The organism is Pacificibacter sp. AS14, from assembly GCF_038899935.1.
Classification (GTDB): Bacteria; Pseudomonadota; Alphaproteobacteria; order Rhodobacterales; family Rhodobacteraceae; genus Celeribacter.
The window spans coordinates 61,068-80,776 of the sequence record NZ_JBBMQI010000020.1 but is presented as its reverse complement, the minus strand read 5'-3'; the positions used below and the strand labels follow the sequence as shown (position 1 = coordinate 80,776).

Below are 19,709 nucleotides of genomic sequence, written 5' to 3'. Positions count from 1 at the left end.
TAAATCCTGGTACGGTACTTCATTTAAAACACTCCATCTCTTCCTAAAGATTAAAGTGTTGCGCCGACCAGTTGAGGTCGCCACATTTTATTTCAATTGAGTGAGATTGCCAAGCTTCAGTAGCAATGCCTGGAAACCGCAACGAGAAAAATACCTTTATCGTCAAGCATGCAAAATTCGATCAGCGGCAACAGCCGCGGAGGTCCGATTGTCGACACCCATTTTTTGAAAGACCTGCTCAAGATGCTTGTTAACAGTGCGAGGGCTCAGACCCAGAATCGCGCTAATATCACGGTTGCTCTTGCCAAGCGTCAACCAATATAGAACTTCGGATTCACGGCTGGTGAGTGACAATAGCCGTCCTAAAATCTGTTCATTGGTTTCGTTTTTGCCCTGAGTAAATTTGACGAGGATTTCATTCGAACTTGAAATACCTACATAGCGAAAATCATAGTGATCGATGATCAATGGTGCGATTTGCGACACGGGTTTTCGCGCGCAATTTAGCAACCAAGCCTGCAGCACTTCATAGTCTGCCGCAGACATATCGAACGCGGCCATGGCCATTTTGGACCCCCAGCGCAAAGTACCGTTTGCATCAAACGCCAGCAAAGAGCGGCCGGATAAATCATGTGCATCCCGGGCACTTTGGATTAGCTTAGAATTTACGATGTGGATGCCTATCCGCGCCACCAATTCATCAACGACAACCGGCTTGGTGATGTAATCCACCCCCCCCGCAGTGAGCCCACGCAAGACATCATCAGGTTCGGTCAGGCCGGTCATGAAAATGACTGGGGCGGGTGTAGGATGGTTCCCCTGTTTCAGTTTTCGACAAGTTTCAAACCCATCCATGCGGGGCATGATTGCATCCATAAGAATGACATCGGGATTTACCCGCGCGGTCAGTTCTATCGCGGTTTGACCATCGCGCGCGACGATGACGGACATGCCGTCCTCTTCCAATGCGGCTGAAACCATCATCAGGGAATCCGGATCGTCATCGACAACCAGCGCGATATTCTGTTCCGTTGCATAAGGTTCACCCATTGATGTCCACCTCAAGTTGTCGTGCCATGCCATTCAGATCAAAGGACGCAAGTTGGGCTTTGAGGGTCGCGAGCAGTTGGGTTGGGCAAGCATTTGTGTCTTCAAGTTCACTGAGAAATTGGCGCAGCGCTGACGCTTGGCCAGACAGTGCAAGTTCAACAATGAAAGTTGCGTGTTCTGCCGAAAGTTCGGATGGCTGATCTTGAACTTCGACAACAGCATTTCGCAGTTTGAGTTCCAGTTTCAAAAGTTCAGCCGTGCGGATCACAAGATCATCAAGATTGTAGGGTTTCGCGATGAATGCGTCATAAAGTACCAACTGTTCCGTCGGCATCTTCGCGTCCTTCGCGTGCCCCGAAATCATGATGATCGGGACCCCGACCAAGACGCCATCTCGTAGGTGGCGCGCAAGCGACCAGCCATCCCGACCCGGCATATCAATATCCAAAATGAAGAGGTCCGGTGTGAAATCTGCCAGCATCTCAAGCGCAATTTCGGCATTTGAGGCCGTAACAACCGCGAAACCAAGCGGCTCAAATACATGGCTGACCAAAGCCAAATGATGCAAATCATCATCGACCACCATGATCGAGCGACGCGCCCCGTGATAGCCGATCACAGGGAGCGATCGCGCGTCGCGGGCGATGCTATCTTCATGAATGCTGTCATGTGCAACAGAGGGCAACATCAACTTGACGCGGAACGTGCTGCCTTGCCCGACGCGGCTTTCCACCTCAATGTCACCGCCTAAGATTTCAACAAGCAGCTTTGTGATCGTCAATCCGAGCCCCGAGCCGCGCGCGCCGTTGTGATTGGCGCGTTCAAACGGACGCCATATGCGGGGTAAGAACTGAGGATCGATGCCGACGCCTGTATCCGTTACTTCGATCAGTGCAATTTCATTGCGGTAGGTTACCCGTAAATGAACCGTGCCCTGTTCAGTATATCGCAACGCATTGGACAACAGATTGATCAGAATTTGCCTTAAACGCTTTTCGTCAAAGGCAATCCACGTCGGAAAATTGCCGCGGGTTTCGACCTCGAAGGCGATACCTTTGCTGCGGGCCTCTTCCTCAAAAATCGAGGCGACCTGTTTGAGAAACATGCGCAGACTGATCCGGTCGCGCATGATCTCAAGGCGGCCAGCTTCGATCCGAGAAATGTCCAGCAACCCCTCAATCAAGCCTGCAAGATGCTCGCTGCTGCGCCGGATCGTTGTCACTGAATCCTTGCGATGTGACTGAATTTTCGGATCTCTCTCCAGTATTTGGGCAAAGCCGTAGATTGCATTCAAAGGAGTTCGCAACTCATGACTGAGGCCGGTCATGTAACGAGTTTTTGCGAGATTTGCTGCTTCGGCTTTGTCTTTGGCAGCTTGCAGCGCGATGTCCGTGCGTTCGTGTGCGCGAATTTCACGCAGCAAGCGGTCGGTTTGTCGGTTGGTTTCTGAGCGGGCGCCACGGTGGCTTTCGTTGACCAAGAGGAACATCCAGACTGAAATTCCGATGATGATCAGGACAATCCCGAAGATCACCGTAAGAACGGCTACAAAATTTTCAGATCCCTCAAGCGAGCGTATCAAGAGTAAAAATGCGCCGAAACAGCCACCAACGAGACTGGTGTAGACCACGAACCGTGAGAGGCGGGAGACCAAAAACGTGACGATTTCGGGAGAGAACAGTCGGTTCAGCATTGCTCGGAAGGTGTTTTCAAAGCGCGCATGCGGTTTGCAGGCGTCCTGACAATTGCCGTCCAAGGTACAACATAATGAACAAATGGCACCGGTATGAAAAGGACAGTGGGTCATGTCTTCGGCGTCAAAACGGTAATCGCAGACCGAACAGCTTTGCAGCCCGTTTGGCGCGTCCGGGGCCGTTGGGCGGGCCAAATAGTATTTCCCGCCTGTGCCATAAGCGATCAGCGGGGCAAAAATGAAGGCGGACCCGAGTGCGATGATCGTTGAAAATGCCTGCGCCAATGGCCCTGCCGCGCCTGATACGGCCACAAGTGATAAGATACAGGCAAGACCCATCGCGCCAATGCCAACCGGATTGAAATCATAAAGATGCGCGCGGCGAAATTCTATTCCCTTTGGGCTAAGACCCAACGGCTTGTTGACCACCAAATCAGCCACCAATGCGCCGATCCAGGCTACGGCGACATGGGAATATAGCCGCAGCACCTGCTCCAACCCCTCAAACACACCCAATACCATCAACATCAAAGCGATGCCCACGTTGAAAACCAGCCAAACCACCCGTCCGGGATGGCTGTGTGTCAGGCGCGAGAAGAAGTTCGACCATGCGATGGACCCCGCATAGGCATTGGTCACATTGATCTTGAGTTGTGAGAGCACAATGAACAAGCCGGTTAGGATTAGCACTATCGCCGGTGATCCCAAGACCTGGTCAAAGGCTGTAAAATACATCAACGTCGGATCGCCGGCATCCGCCAGCGGGACCCCTTCGCGCACCGCCAATGTGACCAGATACGACCCGGCGAGCATCTTTAATACACCGATTACCGACCAGCCAGGCCCGGCTATGACCAATGCTGTCCACCAGTTTCGGTGGTCTTGGGCAGTCTTCGGCTCCGGCAGGAAGCGCAGGAAATCCACCTGTTCTCCGATTTGTGCGACCAGCGAGAAGATAACGCCGGAGGCTGCACCGAACATCAACAGTGTTGACGCTCTCTTGCCCGCCTCCGTTCCTTCAAAGCCTACCCAAGCGTCGATATCATAGCCCACGAAGGCCAACAAAGCGAACGGCAGAATATGCAGAACAACCCAAAGTGGTTGGGTCCATGTCTGGAACGACGAAATTTTTGAAAACCCGTTCACGACCAACGGGATCACGACTAAAGAACTGACGACATAGCCCCAGAAAATGGGCAATCCGAACAAGAAATCGAGCGCAAGCGCTAGGATTGCCGCCTCAAGTGCGAAGAAAATGAACGTGAATGAAGCGTAGATCAGTGATGTGATCGTTGATCCGATGTAGCCAAATCCGGCCCCGCGCGTCAGCAAATCGATGTCGACGCCATATCGCGCCGCATAATAGCAAATTGGTAAACCTGTCAGGAACAGCAGTGCACCGACAAACATAATCGCGGCGATGGCGATATCAAAGCCGTAGGTAATTGTGACTGCGCCGCCAATTGCCTCAAGCGCCAGAAACGAGATTGATCCGATGGCAGTATTGGCGACGCGCGCATAGCTCCAACGCCGCGCCCTGCGGGCTGTAAAGCGCAAGGCGAAGTCTTCCATCGTTTCATTTGCGACCCAACGGTTATACGTCCGTTTCTCGCTGGTCGCCTTTAGTGCGGTCACCATTGCAACATATCCCCTATCGAACCCACAACAGGCACAAGTCACAGCAAACGCTGCTAGAATCGTGCTTGCGGCTTTGTGAACCTCGGTTGGTCTGAAATCATAAGGGACAAAATGCGCAGGCATATACGTCAATCGACGTATATCCGCCTACGACTATTCCGCTGATCCTGACAGAGCGAGCGAAACATAGAATCGCCCAATCTTTTAGCATCCAAAAAGGAATTGACATGTCCGACAAACCCTCATCGAAGGACCCAATGGCTGTTAGCCGACGCGCCATGATGGCCGGAAGCGCTGCATTCGGGGCCGCACTATTTGCACCATCTGGTCTGCGTGCGCAGGCGTACCCAACCGCAGAGGTCAACACGACCGGCCTTGCCGTCACCGATGACACTGTCACAATTGGTATCCTACATTCTGTAACTGGAACGATGGCAATCTCTGAAACGGGATCGGTTCAGGCGGAAAAGCTGGCGATTAGCCAGATTAACGAAATGGGCGGCGTTCTGGGCCGTCAGATTGAGATCATCCAGGAGGACGGCGCGTCTGACTGGCCGACCTTTGCCGAGAAAGCGCGTAAGCTTTTGGTCAGTGACAAGGTTGCATCCGTTATGGGGTGCTGGACCTCTGCCAGTCGCAAAGCCGTTCTTCCGGTCTTTGAGCAGCACAACGGGTTCCTGTACTACCCGACCTTCTATGAGGGCCTTGAGCAAAGCCCCAACGTTATCTACACAGGCCAGGAGGCCACGCAGCAAATTATCGCAGGGCTTGATTGGGTCAAGGAAACCAAAGGGGCAAACAGCTTCTATTTGCTGGGGTCCGATTACATCTGGCCACGCACATCCAACAAGATCGCCCGCAAGCACATCGAGGAATTCCTTGGCGGTGAAGTCGTTGGCGAAGATTACTATCCCCTTGGTCACACGCAGTTTAACTCGGTCATCAACAAGATCCGCCTGCGCAAGCCTGACGTGATTTATGCCATCGTTGTGGGGGGCTCGAACGTTGCCTTCTACAAACAGCTCAAGGCGGCTGGTATCGACATGACGGCAGAAGATCCCATCTTGCTGACCATCTCGGTCACTGAGGACGAAATCCGCGGCATTGGTGGCGAGAATATGGAAGGCGCGTATGCCTGCATGAAGTACTTCCAGTCTCTCGATAACCCGAACAACGTCGCATTTGTTGCTGCCTTTAAAGAGATGTGGGGCGAAGACATCGTCATTGGCGACGTGACGCAGGCCGCCTATCTGGGTCCATGGCTGTGGAAAGCCGCTGTCGAAAAGGCCGGGTCATTCGATGTGGACCGGGTCCGCGAGGCACAGATCGGCATCGAACTGACCAATGCACCCGAAGGCTATGTAAAGGTCCATGAAAACCACCACCTTTGGTCTAAGACACGTGTTGGTTTGGCGCTCGCCGATGGCCAATACGAAGTGGTGTTTGAAACCGCCGAACTCGTAGAACCTGATCCGTTCCCCGAAGGCTACCAGTAGGCGTCAAACGCAGGGGTGCCCCGTTACTTCCACGGACAGGGCACTCAACGTCTCACCATTCACCTAACAAAAGGAAGCCGCATGTTTTCTGACTATTCCATGTCCGAACTGGGCGCGATCTTCGCCATGCAAGGTTTTGCAGGTCTGATCTTGTTTTCCGTCTTCGTCCTGATGGCTTTAGGGCTCGCGATTATTTTCGGGCAGATGGGCGTCATCAACATGGCCCATGGGGAATTCATGATCTTGGGGGCATATGTCACCTACCTCGTGTCAAATCTCTTTGCGGCTTATCTTCCGGGGCTGTTTGGGGCCTATTTTTTTGTGGCGATGATCCTCGCCTTCTTTGCCTCGGGGGCTTTGGGGTTGTTCGTTGAATGGTCGATTATACGCCATCTTTACAAAAGACCGCTGGATACACTGCTGGCCACGTGGGGCCTAAGCCTGATCTTGCAGCAAACCTACCGCAGCGTGTTCGGCGCACGCGAAGTCGGTGTGTCGATCCCTGATTGGATGATGGGATCACTGCCTGTCACAGACCTGATCGAAATTCCGATTAATGGTATTTTCGTGATGATTCTGGCCGTCAGTATTTCGCTTGCGGTCTATATCATGATGTTTCGGTCCAATTGGGGCAAGCAAGTGCGGGCCATTAACCAAAACAGGGTCATGGCCGGGGCCGTGGGCATCAACACCGAATGGACCGACAGGCTGACCTTTGGCATTGGCTGCGGCGTGGCTGGTGTTGCCGGATCCGCCTTTACAATGATCGGTTCCACTGGGCCGACCGCAGGACAACTTTACATCGTAGACACGTTCCTTGTCGTCGTCTTTGGCGGCGCAGGTAGCATTCTGGGTACAATCGCCTCGGCCTTCTCGATCTCACAGGCACAGTCGATCATGGAATTCTTCCTATCAGGCTCAATGGCCAAGGTCCTGACGCTGCTGGTGGTCGTGGGCATCCTGATGATCCGCCCGCAAGGCCTCTTCTCCCCCAAGCTTCGCAAATAAGGATCAATGACGATGACCTTCCAAAAGACTCCTCTGTTCGCGCGGAACGAAGCGATTGGCTTCATTGTACTTGCCGCCTTGATTTTCTTGATCCTGCCTGCGTTGCTGGACAACTTCCGCCTGAACCTTTTCGGCAAATATCTGACCTATGCCTTCGTGGCGGTCGGTTTGGTGCTGTGCTGGGGGGCCGGTGGTATCCTCAGCCTTGGTCAAGGCGTGTTTTTCGGATTGGGTGGATACTGCATGGCCATGTTCCTCAAACTTGAGGCCTCGACCCCCGAAAATACGGCAATCCAATCCACACCTGGCATCCCAGACTTTATGGACTGGAACCAATTGTCCGAGCTTCCCAACTGGTGGGGCCCGTTTTACAGCCTGCCCTTCACGATGCTGGCGGTTGTCATGGTCCCCGTCATCTTTGCGTTCATTATCGGCGTTGCAATGTTTCGCCGTCGGGTTGGTGGTGTCTATTTTGCGATCATCACGCAGGCCTTTGCCGCAATCCTGACGATCCTAATTATTGGCCAACAGGGCTACACAGGAGGCGTGAACGGGATCACCGATTTACGCACCCTCAATGGCTGGGATATCCGCACGGATGAGGCGAAAGAGACCCTTTACTACGTGAACGGTCTACTGCTGTTCGTGGTTCTTTTCGTCGCCCATTTCGTGCGTAAATCCAAGCTGGGGCGCATCCTGATTGCGATGCGCGACCAAGAAGACCGCGTGCGGTTTTCGGGCTATGATGTCGCCAGCTTCAAGATCTTCATTTTCTGCCTTGGTGCGGCGTTTGCAGGGATCGGCGGCGCTATGTTCACGCTGCAAGTCGGGTTCATGTCGCCAACCCTTGTTGGGATCGTACCCTCCATCGAAATGGTCATTTTCTGCGCAGTGGGGGGGCGTCTGTCGATCATTGGCGCAGTCTATGGCGCGCTTTTGGTAAATTGGGCGAAGACCAGCTTTTCCGAAAGCTTTCCTGAACTTTGGCTGTTTGGCCTTGGCGGGCTGTTCATCGCGGTCGTGATGCTGTTCCCCAACGGGCTTGCCGGCATCTGGTCCGAGCAGATTATGCCCCACATCAGCCGCCTTTGGGCTGCGCGAAAAGGCAGTAAAGTCAAGAGCGTAGCCGCTGAAAAAGAAGGAACAGTCTGATGGCAACGCAAGAACGATTTGTCTTGAAAGTCGAAGGGTTGACAGTGTCGTTTGATGGTTTCAAGGCCGTTGATGACCTCAGTTTTTATGTTGAACCCAATGAATGCCGGGTCATCATCGGCCCAAACGGGGCGGGCAAGACGACCGTGCTGGATCTGATCTGTGGGCGTACCCAAGCCACAACCGGATCAGTTGAATTCAAAGGCAAAGAGCTTTTGAAAATGCGCGAAGACCAGATTGTCCATGCCGGGGTTGGTCGCAAATTTCAAACGCCGTCTGTCTATGAGGACCTGAGCGTTTTTGAAAACCTCGAGATCAGCTATCCCAAAGGATACAGTGTTTTTGGCGCACTTGCCTTCCGGCGCGACAAAGCCGTGACAAGGCGCATTCAAGAGATCGCCGAAACGATCTTTCTCGAGGAGATGCTCGCTGAAAAGGCGGCATTCCTCAGCCATGGCCAAAAGCAGTGGCTGGAAATCGGGATGCTGCTTATCCAGGATCCTGAACTTTTGATGCTGGATGAACCCGTCGCGGGCATGTCCGTGTCTGAACGAAAAAAGACAGCCGAACTGTTGAACCGGATCATCCAAGACCGGTCCGTCATCGTGATCGAACACGACATGGGATTCGTTGAAGACATCGCCACCCGCGTCAATGTTTTGCATCAGGGCAAAATGCTGTCCGAGGGGTCGATGGCCCACGTCAAAGCCGACCCAAAAGTCATTGAAGTCTATTTGGGTCACTGAAGGAGCCATCACATGCTGAACGTACAAAATTTACGCGCCGCTTACGGGGAATCCGAAGTGCTACACGGTCTGGATATGACCGTTTCTAAGGGTGAAATCGTGGCGATCATGGGCCGCAACGGGATGGGTAAAACGACCCTGATGAAAACGCTCATGGGAATTGTGTCTGAGAAGTCGGGCGCAGTGGATGTCGATGGCGACACCGTCACTGGGCTGAAATCGCACCAACGGGTTGCCAAAGGCATCGCTTATGTGCCGCAAGGTCGGATGATTTTTTCCTCGATGACGGTTCAGGAAAATGTGGAAACCGGTCTGACTGTTACTGGCCAATCTAAGGTGCCGGAAGATATCTATGAACTTTTCCCAGTGCTACTGGAAATGAAGTCGCGCCGGGGCGGGAACCTGTCAGGTGGGCAGCAACAGCAGTTGGCGATTGCCCGCGCGCTGGCATCCAACCCCAAGGTGTTGCTGCTGGATGAACCCACAGAAGGGATCCAGCCATCAATCATTCGCGAAATGGCTCGCACGTTGCGCAAAATTCGAGACCAAAAGGGCCTGACGATCATTGTGTCAGAACAGGTCCTCAGCTTCGCGCTGGATGTAGCTGACCGCGTGATGGTCATCGAAAACGGCACCTTCGTGCACGACAGCCCGCGCGACGGCATCGACGAGGTGAAAGTCTCAAAATTTCTCTCAGTTTAGATCAAAGCAAGAAAGGATCGCATCATGGCCGATACACTGATTTCTGTAGACCTTACCGAAAACCCGCATACCAACGAAAACATTCACAATCGCTGGCACCCCGACATCCCGATCAACATCTGGGTCGAACCGGGCGATGATTTCAAGATTGAGACGTATGACTGGACCGGTGGGCAAATCAAGAATGACGACGACGCCAGCGATGTACGCGATGTTGAATTGGAGCAGGTGCACTACCTGTCTGGTCCTATCGGCGTAAAAGGGGCCGAACCGGGTGATTTGATGGTTGTCGAAATCCTCGACATCGGCGCAAAGGAAGAAATGCAGTGGGGCTTTAACGGCTTCTTTTCTAAACAAAACGGCGGTGGTTTCCTGACAGAACACTTCCCAGAGGCGCAGAAATCCATCTGGGACTTCGACGGCATGTTTACCAAGTCACGCCACGTGCCCGGCGTGAAATACGCGGGCCAAATCCATCCCGGCCTAATCGGCTGTCTGCCCGACCGTAAGATGCTGGACATGTGGAACACCCGTGAAACTGCGCTGTTCAACACCGAACCGGACCGGACGCCGCCGCTGGCTGCACTGCCCAACACCCAAAGTGCGCATATGGGCGCCATGAAGGGAGAAGCACGCGACGCTGCCGCCACCGAGGCCGCCCGCACTGTGCCGCCGCGTGAACATGGCGGCAATTGCGATATCAAGGATCTCAGCCGTGGTGCGACATGCTATTTCCCAGTCTATGTTGACGGCGGCGGGCTTTCGATGGGCGATCTGCATTTCAGTCAGGGCGACGGCGAAATCACCTTTTGTGGTGCCATCGAAATGGCAGGTTGGCTGCATATCCGCGTAAAGCTGATCAAAGATGGCATGAGTAAATATGGGATCAAGAACCCGATTTTCAAACCTTCGCCGATGAATCCGAATTACAACGATTACCTTATTTTTGAAGGCATTTCTGTCGATGAGGGGGGCGGGCAGCACTATCTGGATGTGCATGTTGCCTATCGTCAGGCCTGCCTGAACGCGATCGAGTACCTCAAGAAGTTTGGCTACTCAGGCGCACAAGCCTACACGATTTTGGGCACTGCACCGGTTCAAGGGCATATCTCGGGCGTGGTGGATATTCCGAACGCCTGCGCCACGCTTTGGATCCCGAACGAGATATTCGAATGGGATATGATGCCCAATGCAAATGGGCCGACCAAGTGGCTTGATGGCACTGTCGATGTGCCGCTCGCGCCCGATCTATGATATCAGAGCTGGCCTCGATCTGGGGCTGGCACTCCTTTTGGTTTAAGGATTTTCCCATGCCTGTTTATGAATACAAATGCAAAGATTGCGGCCCCTTCGAAGCGATCGAACGGATGGTGCGCTACGCTGAACCTACAGATTGTCCGACTTGTGGGACGCAGGCTCCAAGGGTCATGCTGACGGCACCGAACGTGTCGTTCGTTAGCCAAAGTGTCCGCATCGGTCATACCACCAATGAGCGCAGCGCCGACAACCCAAAGCGCACCAGTACACATGGGCCAGGTTGCGGTTGCTGTAGCGGCGGCACCAAGAAAAACAGCAAGACGTTGCACCGCCCGGATGGCTCAAAGAGCTTTCCAACGAAGCGACCCTGGATGATTTCTCACTAATTATAACATTTGGGTGTCTTAGCATGAGCTGAAGATCATCCAGAGTTTGAAAACTTAATAGCAACAAAAGAAAAAGATAATTAGCCCGATTTGGCATCAAAGGCGTTCGCAAAGCGGTCGTTTGTCTGTGGCTAAGTCAAGGATTTTTGGTTCAGTGTCTTCCGGGTCCGTGGTTCGTCTATGGTTGCCGCCCGTAGTGCAAGAACTCTTTACCTTGATTGACGCGTGATCGAGTGCGGTCTTCTATAAGGCCTTTATGTGCGACCCTAAGCTACAGAGTCTGGCCGAGGAAGCGACCAAGACCTGGAAATGGGCGGAGGCCTGTCTGGACGTCGACTATGATAGCTTTCTTCCATACAGTCGGGTGTGCCCAGGGCCGCTCGATCCCGATCCCGAACTCCAAGCAGAACTGGCAAAGCTGCAAGAGGGACAGGACGCTCTCGAATCTGAGTATGATGAGGAGACGTGGAGAGAGGAACTTCAGGAAGAAGAGCAGAAGATCTGGGACCCTAGGCAGAAGGTGTAATGACATGCTCTGCAGGCGGTGGAATGGCTTGCGCGATCATTCAGCGGCGATTGTCTGGGATGCCGATGGTAGCGACGTGAATCGCTGTCGCTCTGCTACGGCATAACGCATGATGTCAGGCGGGTTTAGTTGCTCTGGCGTTCCCAGCAGCTTCGCGGACCAGTGTCTTGAGTTCAGGTTTACACCGCTGAGCGCTGAAAGCGGTATGGCAAGAAACAGACTTGCTCCAATTGGCGAAAGCCATGGTGTCACAATACCTTGGGCAATTCCTGCAACAAGTAATATGCCGATAGTTGTCTCAAACAGGTGAAACTTTGTCATCACAGCCAGAGAGTATTGGCCGCCATGCCGCTGCTGGGGGGACCAGGTTTCTTTATACCCTAACGCCTTGCGCGCCACAGAGATCGATTGCTGCACCATGAGGATCGGCGCGTAGGCGACAGACATCAGAATTTCTGTCACCACAGACGTGATAAACTGACAGGTTCCGCCGACATCGCGCATTGGAATGCCGGTCCGGTGCGCCATCGCGGCCCCCATGAGTTTCGGCGCCAGAAGCATGGCATATATGAACACCAGGATCGCGAGCCCGTGCCCGCTGCTGACCTCTGGCCAGCGAACCTGCGGGTCAAGACCGCTGAAATAGCCGATCGCATTCGTGTCGGTGCCGTCGCTAAATAAAGCCCAGACAATTAATAGCAACAGCCACGCAGGTGACATCAAATAGCTCATCACGCCGCAGATCAGGTGGAACCGTGACACCGCATGAAGGCCACGTGTCCCGATCAGGCGTAAATGTTGCAAGTTACCTTGGCACCAGCGTCTGTCACGTAAAACAAAGTCGATCAAAGTCGCGGGCGTTTCTTCATAGCTGCCGTGAATGTTTGGCAGGAACCGCACGGACCAACCGGCACGCCGCAGCAACCCGGCCTCGACGAAGTCGTGCGACAGGATGAGGTTTGCTGCACCGCGCCGGGAATTCAGCCGGGGCAAGCCCGCACAGGCGGCAAATGCTGCAGTTCGAATAATGGCGTTGTGACCCCAAAAGTTGCCTTCGCGGCCCGTCCATTTTGCAAGGCCTTCAGCCAAGGCGGCACCATAGATGCGCGTTGCAAATTGCTGCATGCGTCCAAACGCTGTTTGCGCGCCGATGAGCATCGGGAACGATTGGATTAGCCCTGCGCCTGGATCTCGCGCCAATGCATCTGCCAACGCGACAATCGCAGACCCGCTCATCAAACTGTCGGCGTCCAGGACCAGCATCGCGGGATAGGCACCGCCATAGTGTTCGATCCACTCAGTCAGATTGCCCACCTTACAGTCAATGTTGTCGGGTCTGCGCCGATAATAAACCTTGCCGGGAAAGGATGACCTGAGGATTTGGAATGCGAGAAGCTCCTGCTTTGCGGTTGCTTCGTCGCGTGTGTCCGACAGCACAAACAATGAGAAGGCGTGCGCTGATTTCTCATTTTGCAGGGCTGCCAACATTGCGGCTGCATTGCCGAAGACATCGGATGTGACCTCGTTGTAGATCGGAACCAAGAGAGCCACGTCCAAGGATTGGGCGGGTCCTGTCGCGGAATAACTGGGGCGTGGGCGCAATAGTGTTGTGAAACCCGCCACGGCGGTGCTGACAGACAGTGATATCCAGAAAAATGTAAAGGCAATCAGACCGACCACGACACATTCGAACAGTACAAACCCATTGATCGCGAACCAATTGGTAAATGCGGCCAGCAGCCCCAATGTGGCGATCACGGCAGGTACAAAGACGGCCAGCCGCCAGAAATGCGTATGCGGGTGCGGTTGTGTCGCCGGTGCCGACCGATCAACAAATAGCCGGTCCAGACTCTGGATCGGTCGCGGTAAAGGGTGTGAGGCGGGCATTTGGCCCGCATTTTGCAATGTAGCTATGCAATCCATCGATACAGCCAAACCTCACTAATCGGCATGTCATCCTTTACAAGCTGCGCACGCAGTTCGATGCGGGTCGCGTCTTGGGGGGACAAATGAAACGCAAGCCGCACACCACCCGTGCTTGGATTGCGCTGCACTATTCCTTCCGAAATTGTGCCAGCGTTCGCTGTGACCACTGGTTGAATTGCCGAGATGTCCTCGCCAAACAGGGCGTGGGCGGCAAAATCAATCGCCACCAACGTGTTGATCTGATTGAACGCCTTGCCAATCCGCGTGTTCGACACATGTGGCAGATCAGGAAGCCCCGTGGCTTCGTGTCCCCAATCCATCGCGTAGCCAAAGCTGTATTCGGAGCCTGCCAACATCGGCTCTGCTGGACGCCAGTACGCGACCGTGTTGTCATAGATTTCCTTGTCGGACGGGATTTCGACGAGTTCAACGGCGCCCGGCCCCCAGTCCCCGTGAGGGGTAATCCAAAGCGACGGGCGGTTTTCGTAAACCGCTTGCAAGTCACCGAATTTTTCAGGATCGCGGGTGCGTTGCATTAGACCAAATCCGCGCGGGTTTTGATCGGTAAAGTCGCTGATTTCCACCACTTTTGGGTTGGCAAGAGGGCGCCAAATCCGTTCGCCGCCGCCATTCCAGATCAACAACCCGTCACTGTCGTGCACGCTGGTGCGGAAATCATCGAAACGATGGCGATTGGTTTCGTCAAAAAGGAACATCGACGTCATCGCGCCAAGTCCAACATGGGTCAGATCGACCCGCGGAAATAGCGTAGCCGACACGTCAACGCGGGTCGGATCGCCTGCCGTTATCTTGAACGAAAAGGCCCCTGTGGTTGAGGGCGAATTAAGCAATGCGTGAACCGTAAACGTGGTATCGCCAATCCCTGCCGCCTCAACCCAAAAATCCGTAAAGTCGGGGAATTCCTCACCATCAGGACTGCCCGTGCGAAGGGCAAGACCGCGCGCCGAAAGCCCGTACCCTTCACCCCTCGCGATCGCCCTAAAATAGCTGGCACCTTGGAAAACAATGAATTCATCAAAGTGATCAGGAGTGTTTATCGTGGTTCGCAACCGGAACCCGGAATAGCCCATGGTGTCGTTGACCGGCAGTTCAGGAAGGTCGCCCCGGATTTCGAACAGGGACAGATCATAGCCAAGCGTTTTGGCGATGCCGTCCTCTACGATATTGATGGTGGCGGGGCGCGTTGTGTAAAGACCCGCAGTAAACAGATCCATCCGAAGCGGACGATCTTCGTCGGTCCAGATGCCATGCTGCGGATCAAATTGAATTTTGTTGAAATCCTCAAACGACAATTCGCGCCAAGGCGCAGGGATCAACGGCTTTGGTTCATATTTCTGCTGCGCCAACGTCCGGGCCTGTTCCAGCAACAAATCGGTGCTGAACGGTGCCTCTGCCGTGATCAGGGTTTCTGCGGCCCAGACCGGGGTGACCGACGTTGCCGCCATGCCAGCCAAAAGGGCGCGTCTCGAAATCATCATAAATGGTCAACTTTCTTCGTGTTTGGAGACTCGGGTTTTTGCAGCGTTAATCACGTACATCAAAAGACCGACGCAAATGAGGTATTGGAGGTGATGGGCTAAAGGTTGAGCGCGCTATCAAACACATAGTGGACGCAGGCCGCTGAAACAAAACCATGCCCCGCAAAACGGCAAGGAATTGCTGACGAATTTTGGCGTTTGAGCGATTATTCGTTGGCCGTATTTTGCCTACGGTCATTTCACGCTGACCGAGAAAGAGACACACGAGAATGCGCAGATCGATACCGCCAAAACGCGTAATGCCAAGTAAATGAACGCGTCGCGGCGTGCCGGCGCAGGCTTGCGAACCTGCTGCAGGTTTCGTGTCACACCAAGCATTTATGCGGTCCAAGGCCGCAAAATTCGCCTCGCGCCCAGAGAGCGGGTTTTTGCCAGTCAGCGTTATTTCTTGCCTAACGATTAAGCGCCGGGTGCCGCACGGGCAAAAGTGTCCATGCCGCTGCATATGATTACCATCACTTACGGGCGTCTTACACATCTGGTCAGGGCAGATCACAAGAGATATTCCACAGGTCTTCGTAGGATATGAAAGGCAGCTCTTCCTGTCGCCGATAGACACGCCACAATCCGGAATCGCGGACCGCTTTGAAGTGTTGGTCCATGTAGGGGCCATAAATATCCTCCATCAACTTGGTCGTCGAATCGGCAATCGGACGTCCTGGGATCATGATCACATCCACACCGTCCAGAAGTTCGTCGGGTGAAAAGTGGAAATCGGCGTCAAAGTTGCGCCCGTCATGCATCCATGCAGTTCCCCCTTGTGGTGGTTCTAGGCCCGCAAGCGATGTCAGCGGGCTAACGAAATCCATGACCAGAACTTTTGACGGTGGCGGGTTCAGCGACGCAAGCAGCGCCACCCCTCTTTCAAGAGATTCCGCGTAGTTGGTGTAGAATTTGAATTGCCCTGGATCGAGGGTATTGATGACACGTATGTCCTGACCATTTGGCGTATCCAGCGAAACGCCAGCGCCTGTCGCCACCATGGTGGCATGCAGCCCTAACGCGGCGGTCGATGCCATACCGATGGGTATCATCAGCACAATGATCACAAGCGCAGCACCCCGCGTCGCCATATCGACACCGTAGGACAGGTCGTGTCGCCATTGACGCGATAGATGTTCGGCAGCGACGACGCCACCGGCAAGCAGTGTGATGACCCCCCGAACCTGAAAATTTTGGATCAGCAGCGCATATCCCGCGCAGGCACAGAACCCGTAGAACAGAAAATCCGTGAAGCGGCCCCTTTGCCAAAGGGCCAGCGCCGCCAAGCAGCCGAACATGATGTATTCGCCAGACGTCTCAAGTAAGGACACCACATAATCTCGCAGGGGCAGCACCGCGCTGACGCTCGACGCTACCAACAAATCCTCGATGTGCATCCGCGTGCCGCCCCAGAACACCTCAATCACTGCACCTGACACGCCGACAATAACGAGGGTCGCAGCCGCCCAGCGTCGTTGGACGGGCTGCAGCAGCATCAAAACCAGAAAGCCCAAGGCAACCACGCCATACGTCGCCTTTGTGTAGACAAGCATCAGCGTCAGCGCGGTCGCCGCCCCGGTATCAAGCGTGAACTGATAGCGCACGGGTCGTTCGGGCCGCAGGTGCATGATCAACAGCAGACCAACCAACGCCCAGCCGACCCGGTTATAGAACATCGCGAACGAGATATTCATCACGATCTCGCCGGTGTTCATCGGTGTGGTCATCAGCAACAGTAGGAATATGGCCCACGGGACGGCGATCAGTGGCCTGACCCGCGTGCGCAGGATGTGGATCATGATCGGTGCTGTTATTATCGTAAGGGCGGACAGCCCGACCGGCATGGCTAAGCCAAGATTACCAGTGATCCAATAGCCAAAAGCCGGGATGTAGAACGACATTGGCCCCAAAGCGGTGTGAAAATCGCGGTTCGGCACTTGGCCTTCGACGACCCGGTAGGCGCCATCCAAGAATATCAGAAGGTCGTTGAAATATCTGGACGTCGCGGTCGCACCGGGCAGGATTAGCAACGCGCAACAGATCAGTGTGGTCAAGACGACTGCGATGACGATGGGTGAGCGTAGGTGCTGGGCGTGTGACATGCGCGGACCTCTAAAGTTTCAGGCGTTTGAAAACAGGCTCGGTCAGTGCGCCGATGTTACGCCTGATTTTGTGGAAAGCGCCGATCTGGCGGGGATATCGGCCCCAACCGCTTAGGCCCCTCATACCGTGGCTTCCCGGAATATAAGGCGCTGGTCGAGCCAGAATTTGATGATGTAACCAAGGCTTAGTCCCAGAATTGCTCCGGTATATTTGGCGAAATCTGTCTGCCAGATTGCAAAAAAGCCCAATTCGAACGCCCAGAAGACAAGCGTCGTCAGCACACTGAAAAAGCCCGACAGGGTGATGCGATGCGCCTCTGCGGTGTGGGTGGAGTAGGGTTCACGGAACGTCCAGGTCTTGTCGATCACGTATTTGACGATGAAGCCGACAATGGTGCCCACGATGATCGAGGCTATCAGTGGGGCCGCCAGTACGCCGATCACGGTCAATTGCTGTCCCGCCAGATTGGCGGCCACCGACACAACCGCCGAGATCGCGTAGCGCAAGAAGGGGTGGCCGTCCGAAACCGACCGCATCAAAGATCGCGGCGCGGCTACCATGACGCGGCCACGAAGACGGCCAGAATCGCCAGACCGCTAAGTCTGCTCATCGGGTCCTTGATCGCGAAGACGACCGGATCGTCCTGCATCTGGCGGCGCTGCGCGAGGATGAGAGCGCGTCCGATCCAATAGGTTAGGATCGGACAGGCCAGAAGAAGAAGTTCGGGGCGTGTATAAAGTACGCTGACGGAGAAGCCCGACACATAAAGCGCCAGCACGGTGACCGCATTGAAACCGGCCGCAGCAGACAGCGCCGCCAGCATGGTAAGATCCGCGTTTTCATAATCCCGATTGGCTGGCGACGGCAGTTGAGAATCGATGCGCGCCGCAATCTCTACAAAGCGCTTCATCAATGCCAATGAGACGAATATCGACAGGGAGAAAACCATAAGCCATGTGGACAGACCGATACCGAGCGCGACGGCCCCGCCGAACATACGAATAGTATATAGGCCGGCCAGGGCCAGAACATCGACAAGAAGAATTCGCTTGAGGTGAAAGGTGTAGAATGTAGTCAGTAGAAAATAACCTGCCAAAACTCCGGCAAATGCGGGTGAGATTGACAGTGACACAAGTGCTGCCAGTGCGAGTAATATGGGTACCGCAATGACCGCATGGATCAGAGGTATGTCGCCCTTGGCAAGGGGGCGATCCTTTTTGCTGCGGTGGCCCCGGTCGTCGGCAAGATCGACAAGATCGTTCAGGATGTAGCAGGCAGAGGCCGCAAAACAGAACGACAGCGCCGCAAGTGTCGCGGTGAGAAGGCTGACGACGTCGAACATATGGGCAGCGAGCATGGGCAGGAACACCAATGCGTTTTTGGCGTATTGATGGACCCGCAGCTGTTTTTTCCAACTTGTCAGTGAGGGGCGTTCGTGGTCCAAAATCTGAGCGTTGGGGGCCATGTCGCGCAGTTTGGCTGTCACTGATCGCGACGTGCGTATTGCGATCGGTTGTCGTGCGACCTTCCAAACCGGCAGGTCTGCCCCGTCATTGCCAATATAGTCGAATTTGCCCAAGCCAAAATTATCGACAAGGCATTGGGCCTTTGCCGCTCCTGACAGATTGAGGGACGGCGTCGTGGCGAAGACGCCGTCAAAAATGCCCAGATGTACGGCGATCGCGTTGACAAACCGTTCGTGCGACGCTGAGGCAAGGTAGATCGGACGCCCGCTATCACGCGCCTTATAGAGAATGGCAAGAACAGCGTCGTCATATGGCAAAGTTTCAGCCCCGCAATCAGCATCGTCGCAAAGGAAGTGTTTGAGTGCGGCCTTGCCGGTTTTTAGCGCGCGCATCATGCCAAAGACAGCGGCAGGGTCTGACCCGAGGCGTCGGAACGCGGCTTCTATCAGCAGATCAGACCGCAAGAGCGTGCCATCAAGATCGACAACAAGCGGTACGGACACATCCATGTTCAGATCGTTCACCGAGGCGTATTCGGTCGCGTTGTCGCGCCGCCTGTCAGGGCGACGATTCGCATCTATGATGGCAGCAGACGTGCCCTGTTGGGGGCTATTTTTTGCTTTAGAAATCATAACTTGTCCCGTCCTTGGTTACAGTTATTCTTTACTGGCCCGGCATTGGTGCGGATGCAGCGAAGGGTCTGTCTTGACCCAAAATTGGGGCACCGAAGACTATGGGAGCCTGAAATTCTGCTTTGCGGTTCATGTAACGTGCCAACTTGGCGATCACATTGGTTTCCGCCGCGAACAAACCCCCTGCGCAGGTGCAGAAATTAGATTGGCGGTACAATCATCCCGATACGAGCCTGTTTGTTGAAGAGCGTCCAGTCTGGCGGAAATGTGCCAAATTGCGCGGTGCACCGGCGAAAAACAGCAAGTTTTCGTCGCCTGAGTTACTCTTCCTAGGATGTCGGCTTCAAATCAGGTTCGCATTGGTTGAGCGGGCGACAGTATCCCGCG

14 protein-coding genes are annotated in these 19,709 nt (G+C 54.4%); 7 read left to right on the top strand and 7 right to left on the bottom strand.

The genetic code is table 11. The features are described from left to right. Positions 1-162: 162 nt before the first annotated feature. A complete protein-coding gene (locus tag WNY38_RS15785; RefSeq protein WP_342858317.1) occupies positions 163-1,050 on the bottom strand; it encodes a DNA-binding response regulator in 888 nt (295 codons plus the stop codon). After that, the gene (locus WNY38_RS15780; protein WP_342858316.1) at positions 1,043-4,381 is read right to left on the bottom strand and encodes an ATP-binding protein; all 3,339 of its coding nucleotides are present in this window, start codon (positions 4,379-4,381) and stop codon (positions 1,043-1,045) included. The genes WNY38_RS15785 and WNY38_RS15780 overlap by 8 nt, the downstream gene beginning before the upstream one ends. 227 nt (positions 4,382-4,608) lie before the next feature. Here WNY38_RS15780 and urtA point away from each other — a divergent pair, with 227 nt between their 5' ends. From urtA to WNY38_RS15745, 7 genes are all read left to right on the top strand, one after another. Beyond that, a complete protein-coding gene (gene urtA / locus WNY38_RS15775; RefSeq protein WP_342858315.1) occupies positions 4,609-5,877 on the top strand; it encodes an urea ABC transporter substrate-binding protein in 1,269 nt (422 codons plus the stop codon). 81 nt (positions 5,878-5,958) lie between these two features. Next, on the top strand, positions 5,959-6,885 hold the full coding sequence (urtB, locus tag WNY38_RS15770) for an urea ABC transporter permease subunit UrtB (protein ID WP_342858314.1): 927 nt from the start codon (positions 5,959-5,961) through the stop codon (positions 6,883-6,885). A gap of 12 nt (positions 6,886-6,897) precedes the next feature. Further along, the gene (gene urtC / locus WNY38_RS15765; RefSeq protein WP_342858313.1) at positions 6,898-8,037 is read left to right on the top strand and encodes an urea ABC transporter permease subunit UrtC; all 1,140 of its coding nucleotides are present in this window, start codon (positions 6,898-6,900) and stop codon (positions 8,035-8,037) included. Further along, complete coding sequence (gene urtD, locus WNY38_RS15760; protein ID WP_342858311.1) at positions 8,037-8,783, top strand: urea ABC transporter ATP-binding protein UrtD; 747 nt, start codon at positions 8,037-8,039, stop codon at positions 8,781-8,783. Before urtC ends, urtD begins: the two co-directional genes overlap by 1 nt. Positions 8,784-8,795: 12 nt before the next feature. Continuing rightward, complete coding sequence (urtE, locus tag WNY38_RS15755) at positions 8,796-9,485, top strand: urea ABC transporter ATP-binding subunit UrtE (protein ID WP_342858310.1); 690 nt, start codon at positions 8,796-8,798, stop codon at positions 9,483-9,485. 24 nt (positions 9,486-9,509) lie between these two features. After that, positions 9,510-10,739, top strand: coding sequence for a formamidase (gene fmdA / locus WNY38_RS15750; protein WP_342858309.1), 1,230 nt, complete (start codon positions 9,510-9,512; stop codon positions 10,737-10,739). 56 nt (positions 10,740-10,795) lie between these two features. After that, positions 10,796-11,128, top strand: a complete 333-nt coding sequence (locus tag WNY38_RS15745) for a zinc ribbon domain-containing protein (RefSeq protein ID WP_342858308.1) — start codon at positions 10,796-10,798, stop codon at positions 11,126-11,128. Between the two features lie 562 nt (positions 11,129-11,690). Here WNY38_RS15745 and mdoH read toward each other — a convergent pair. The 5 genes from mdoH to WNY38_RS15720 all read right to left on the bottom strand — a co-directional run bounded on the left by mdoH (position 11,691) and on the right by WNY38_RS15720 (position 19,322). Continuing rightward, positions 11,691-13,577 (bottom strand): glucans biosynthesis glucosyltransferase MdoH, encoded by a 1,887-nt coding sequence (gene mdoH, locus WNY38_RS15740; protein ID WP_342858307.1) that lies wholly within the window; start codon positions 13,575-13,577, stop codon positions 11,691-11,693. After that, a complete protein-coding gene (locus WNY38_RS15735; RefSeq protein ID WP_342858306.1) occupies positions 13,565-15,079 on the bottom strand; it encodes a glucan biosynthesis protein G in 1,515 nt (504 codons plus the stop codon). Before WNY38_RS15735 ends, mdoH begins: the two co-directional genes overlap by 13 nt. 542 nt (positions 15,080-15,621) lie before the next feature. Next, positions 15,622-17,175 carry a hypothetical protein gene (locus WNY38_RS15730; protein WP_342858305.1) on the bottom strand — a complete coding sequence of 518 codons (1,554 nt, stop codon included), beginning with the start codon at positions 17,173-17,175 and terminating at the stop codon, positions 15,622-15,624. A gap of 168 nt (positions 17,176-17,343) precedes the next feature. Next, complete coding sequence (locus tag WNY38_RS15725) at positions 17,344-17,730, bottom strand: GtrA family protein (protein WP_342858304.1); 387 nt, start codon at positions 17,728-17,730, stop codon at positions 17,344-17,346. 47 nt (positions 17,731-17,777) lie between these two features. Next, complete coding sequence (locus WNY38_RS15720; RefSeq protein ID WP_342858303.1) at positions 17,778-19,322, bottom strand: UbiA family prenyltransferase; 1,545 nt, start codon at positions 19,320-19,322, stop codon at positions 17,778-17,780. Positions 19,323-19,709 lie beyond the last annotated feature (387 nt).

Coding starts and splice junctions, on each gene's coding strand:
- urtE (WP_342858310.1), top strand. CDS start 8,796: ATGCTGAACGTACAAAATTTACGCGCCGCTTACGGGGAATCCGAAGTG.
- urtA (WP_342858315.1), top strand. CDS start 4,609: ATGTCCGACAAACCCTCATCGAAGGACCCAATGGCTGTTAGCCGACGC.
- mdoH (WP_342858307.1), bottom strand. CDS start 13,577: ATGGATTGCATAGCTACATTGCAAAATGCGGGCCAAATGCCCGCCTCA.
- WNY38_RS15780 (WP_342858316.1), bottom strand. CDS start 4,381: ATGGTGACCGCACTAAAGGCGACCAGCGAGAAACGGACGTATAACCGT.
- urtC (WP_342858313.1), top strand. CDS start 6,898: ATGACCTTCCAAAAGACTCCTCTGTTCGCGCGGAACGAAGCGATTGGC.
- urtD (WP_342858311.1), top strand. CDS start 8,037: ATGGCAACGCAAGAACGATTTGTCTTGAAAGTCGAAGGGTTGACAGTG.
- WNY38_RS15785 (WP_342858317.1), bottom strand. CDS start 1,050: ATGGGTGAACCTTATGCAACGGAACAGAATATCGCGCTGGTTGTCGAT.
- WNY38_RS15745 (WP_342858308.1), top strand. CDS start 10,796: ATGCCTGTTTATGAATACAAATGCAAAGATTGCGGCCCCTTCGAAGCG.
- WNY38_RS15735 (WP_342858306.1), bottom strand. CDS start 15,079: ATGATGATTTCGAGACGCGCCCTTTTGGCTGGCATGGCGGCAACGTCG.
- fmdA (WP_342858309.1), top strand. CDS start 9,510: ATGGCCGATACACTGATTTCTGTAGACCTTACCGAAAACCCGCATACC.
- urtB (WP_342858314.1), top strand. CDS start 5,959: ATGTTTTCTGACTATTCCATGTCCGAACTGGGCGCGATCTTCGCCATG.
- WNY38_RS15720 (WP_342858303.1), bottom strand. CDS start 19,322: ATGATTTCTAAAGCAAAAAATAGCCCCCAACAGGGCACGTCTGCTGCC.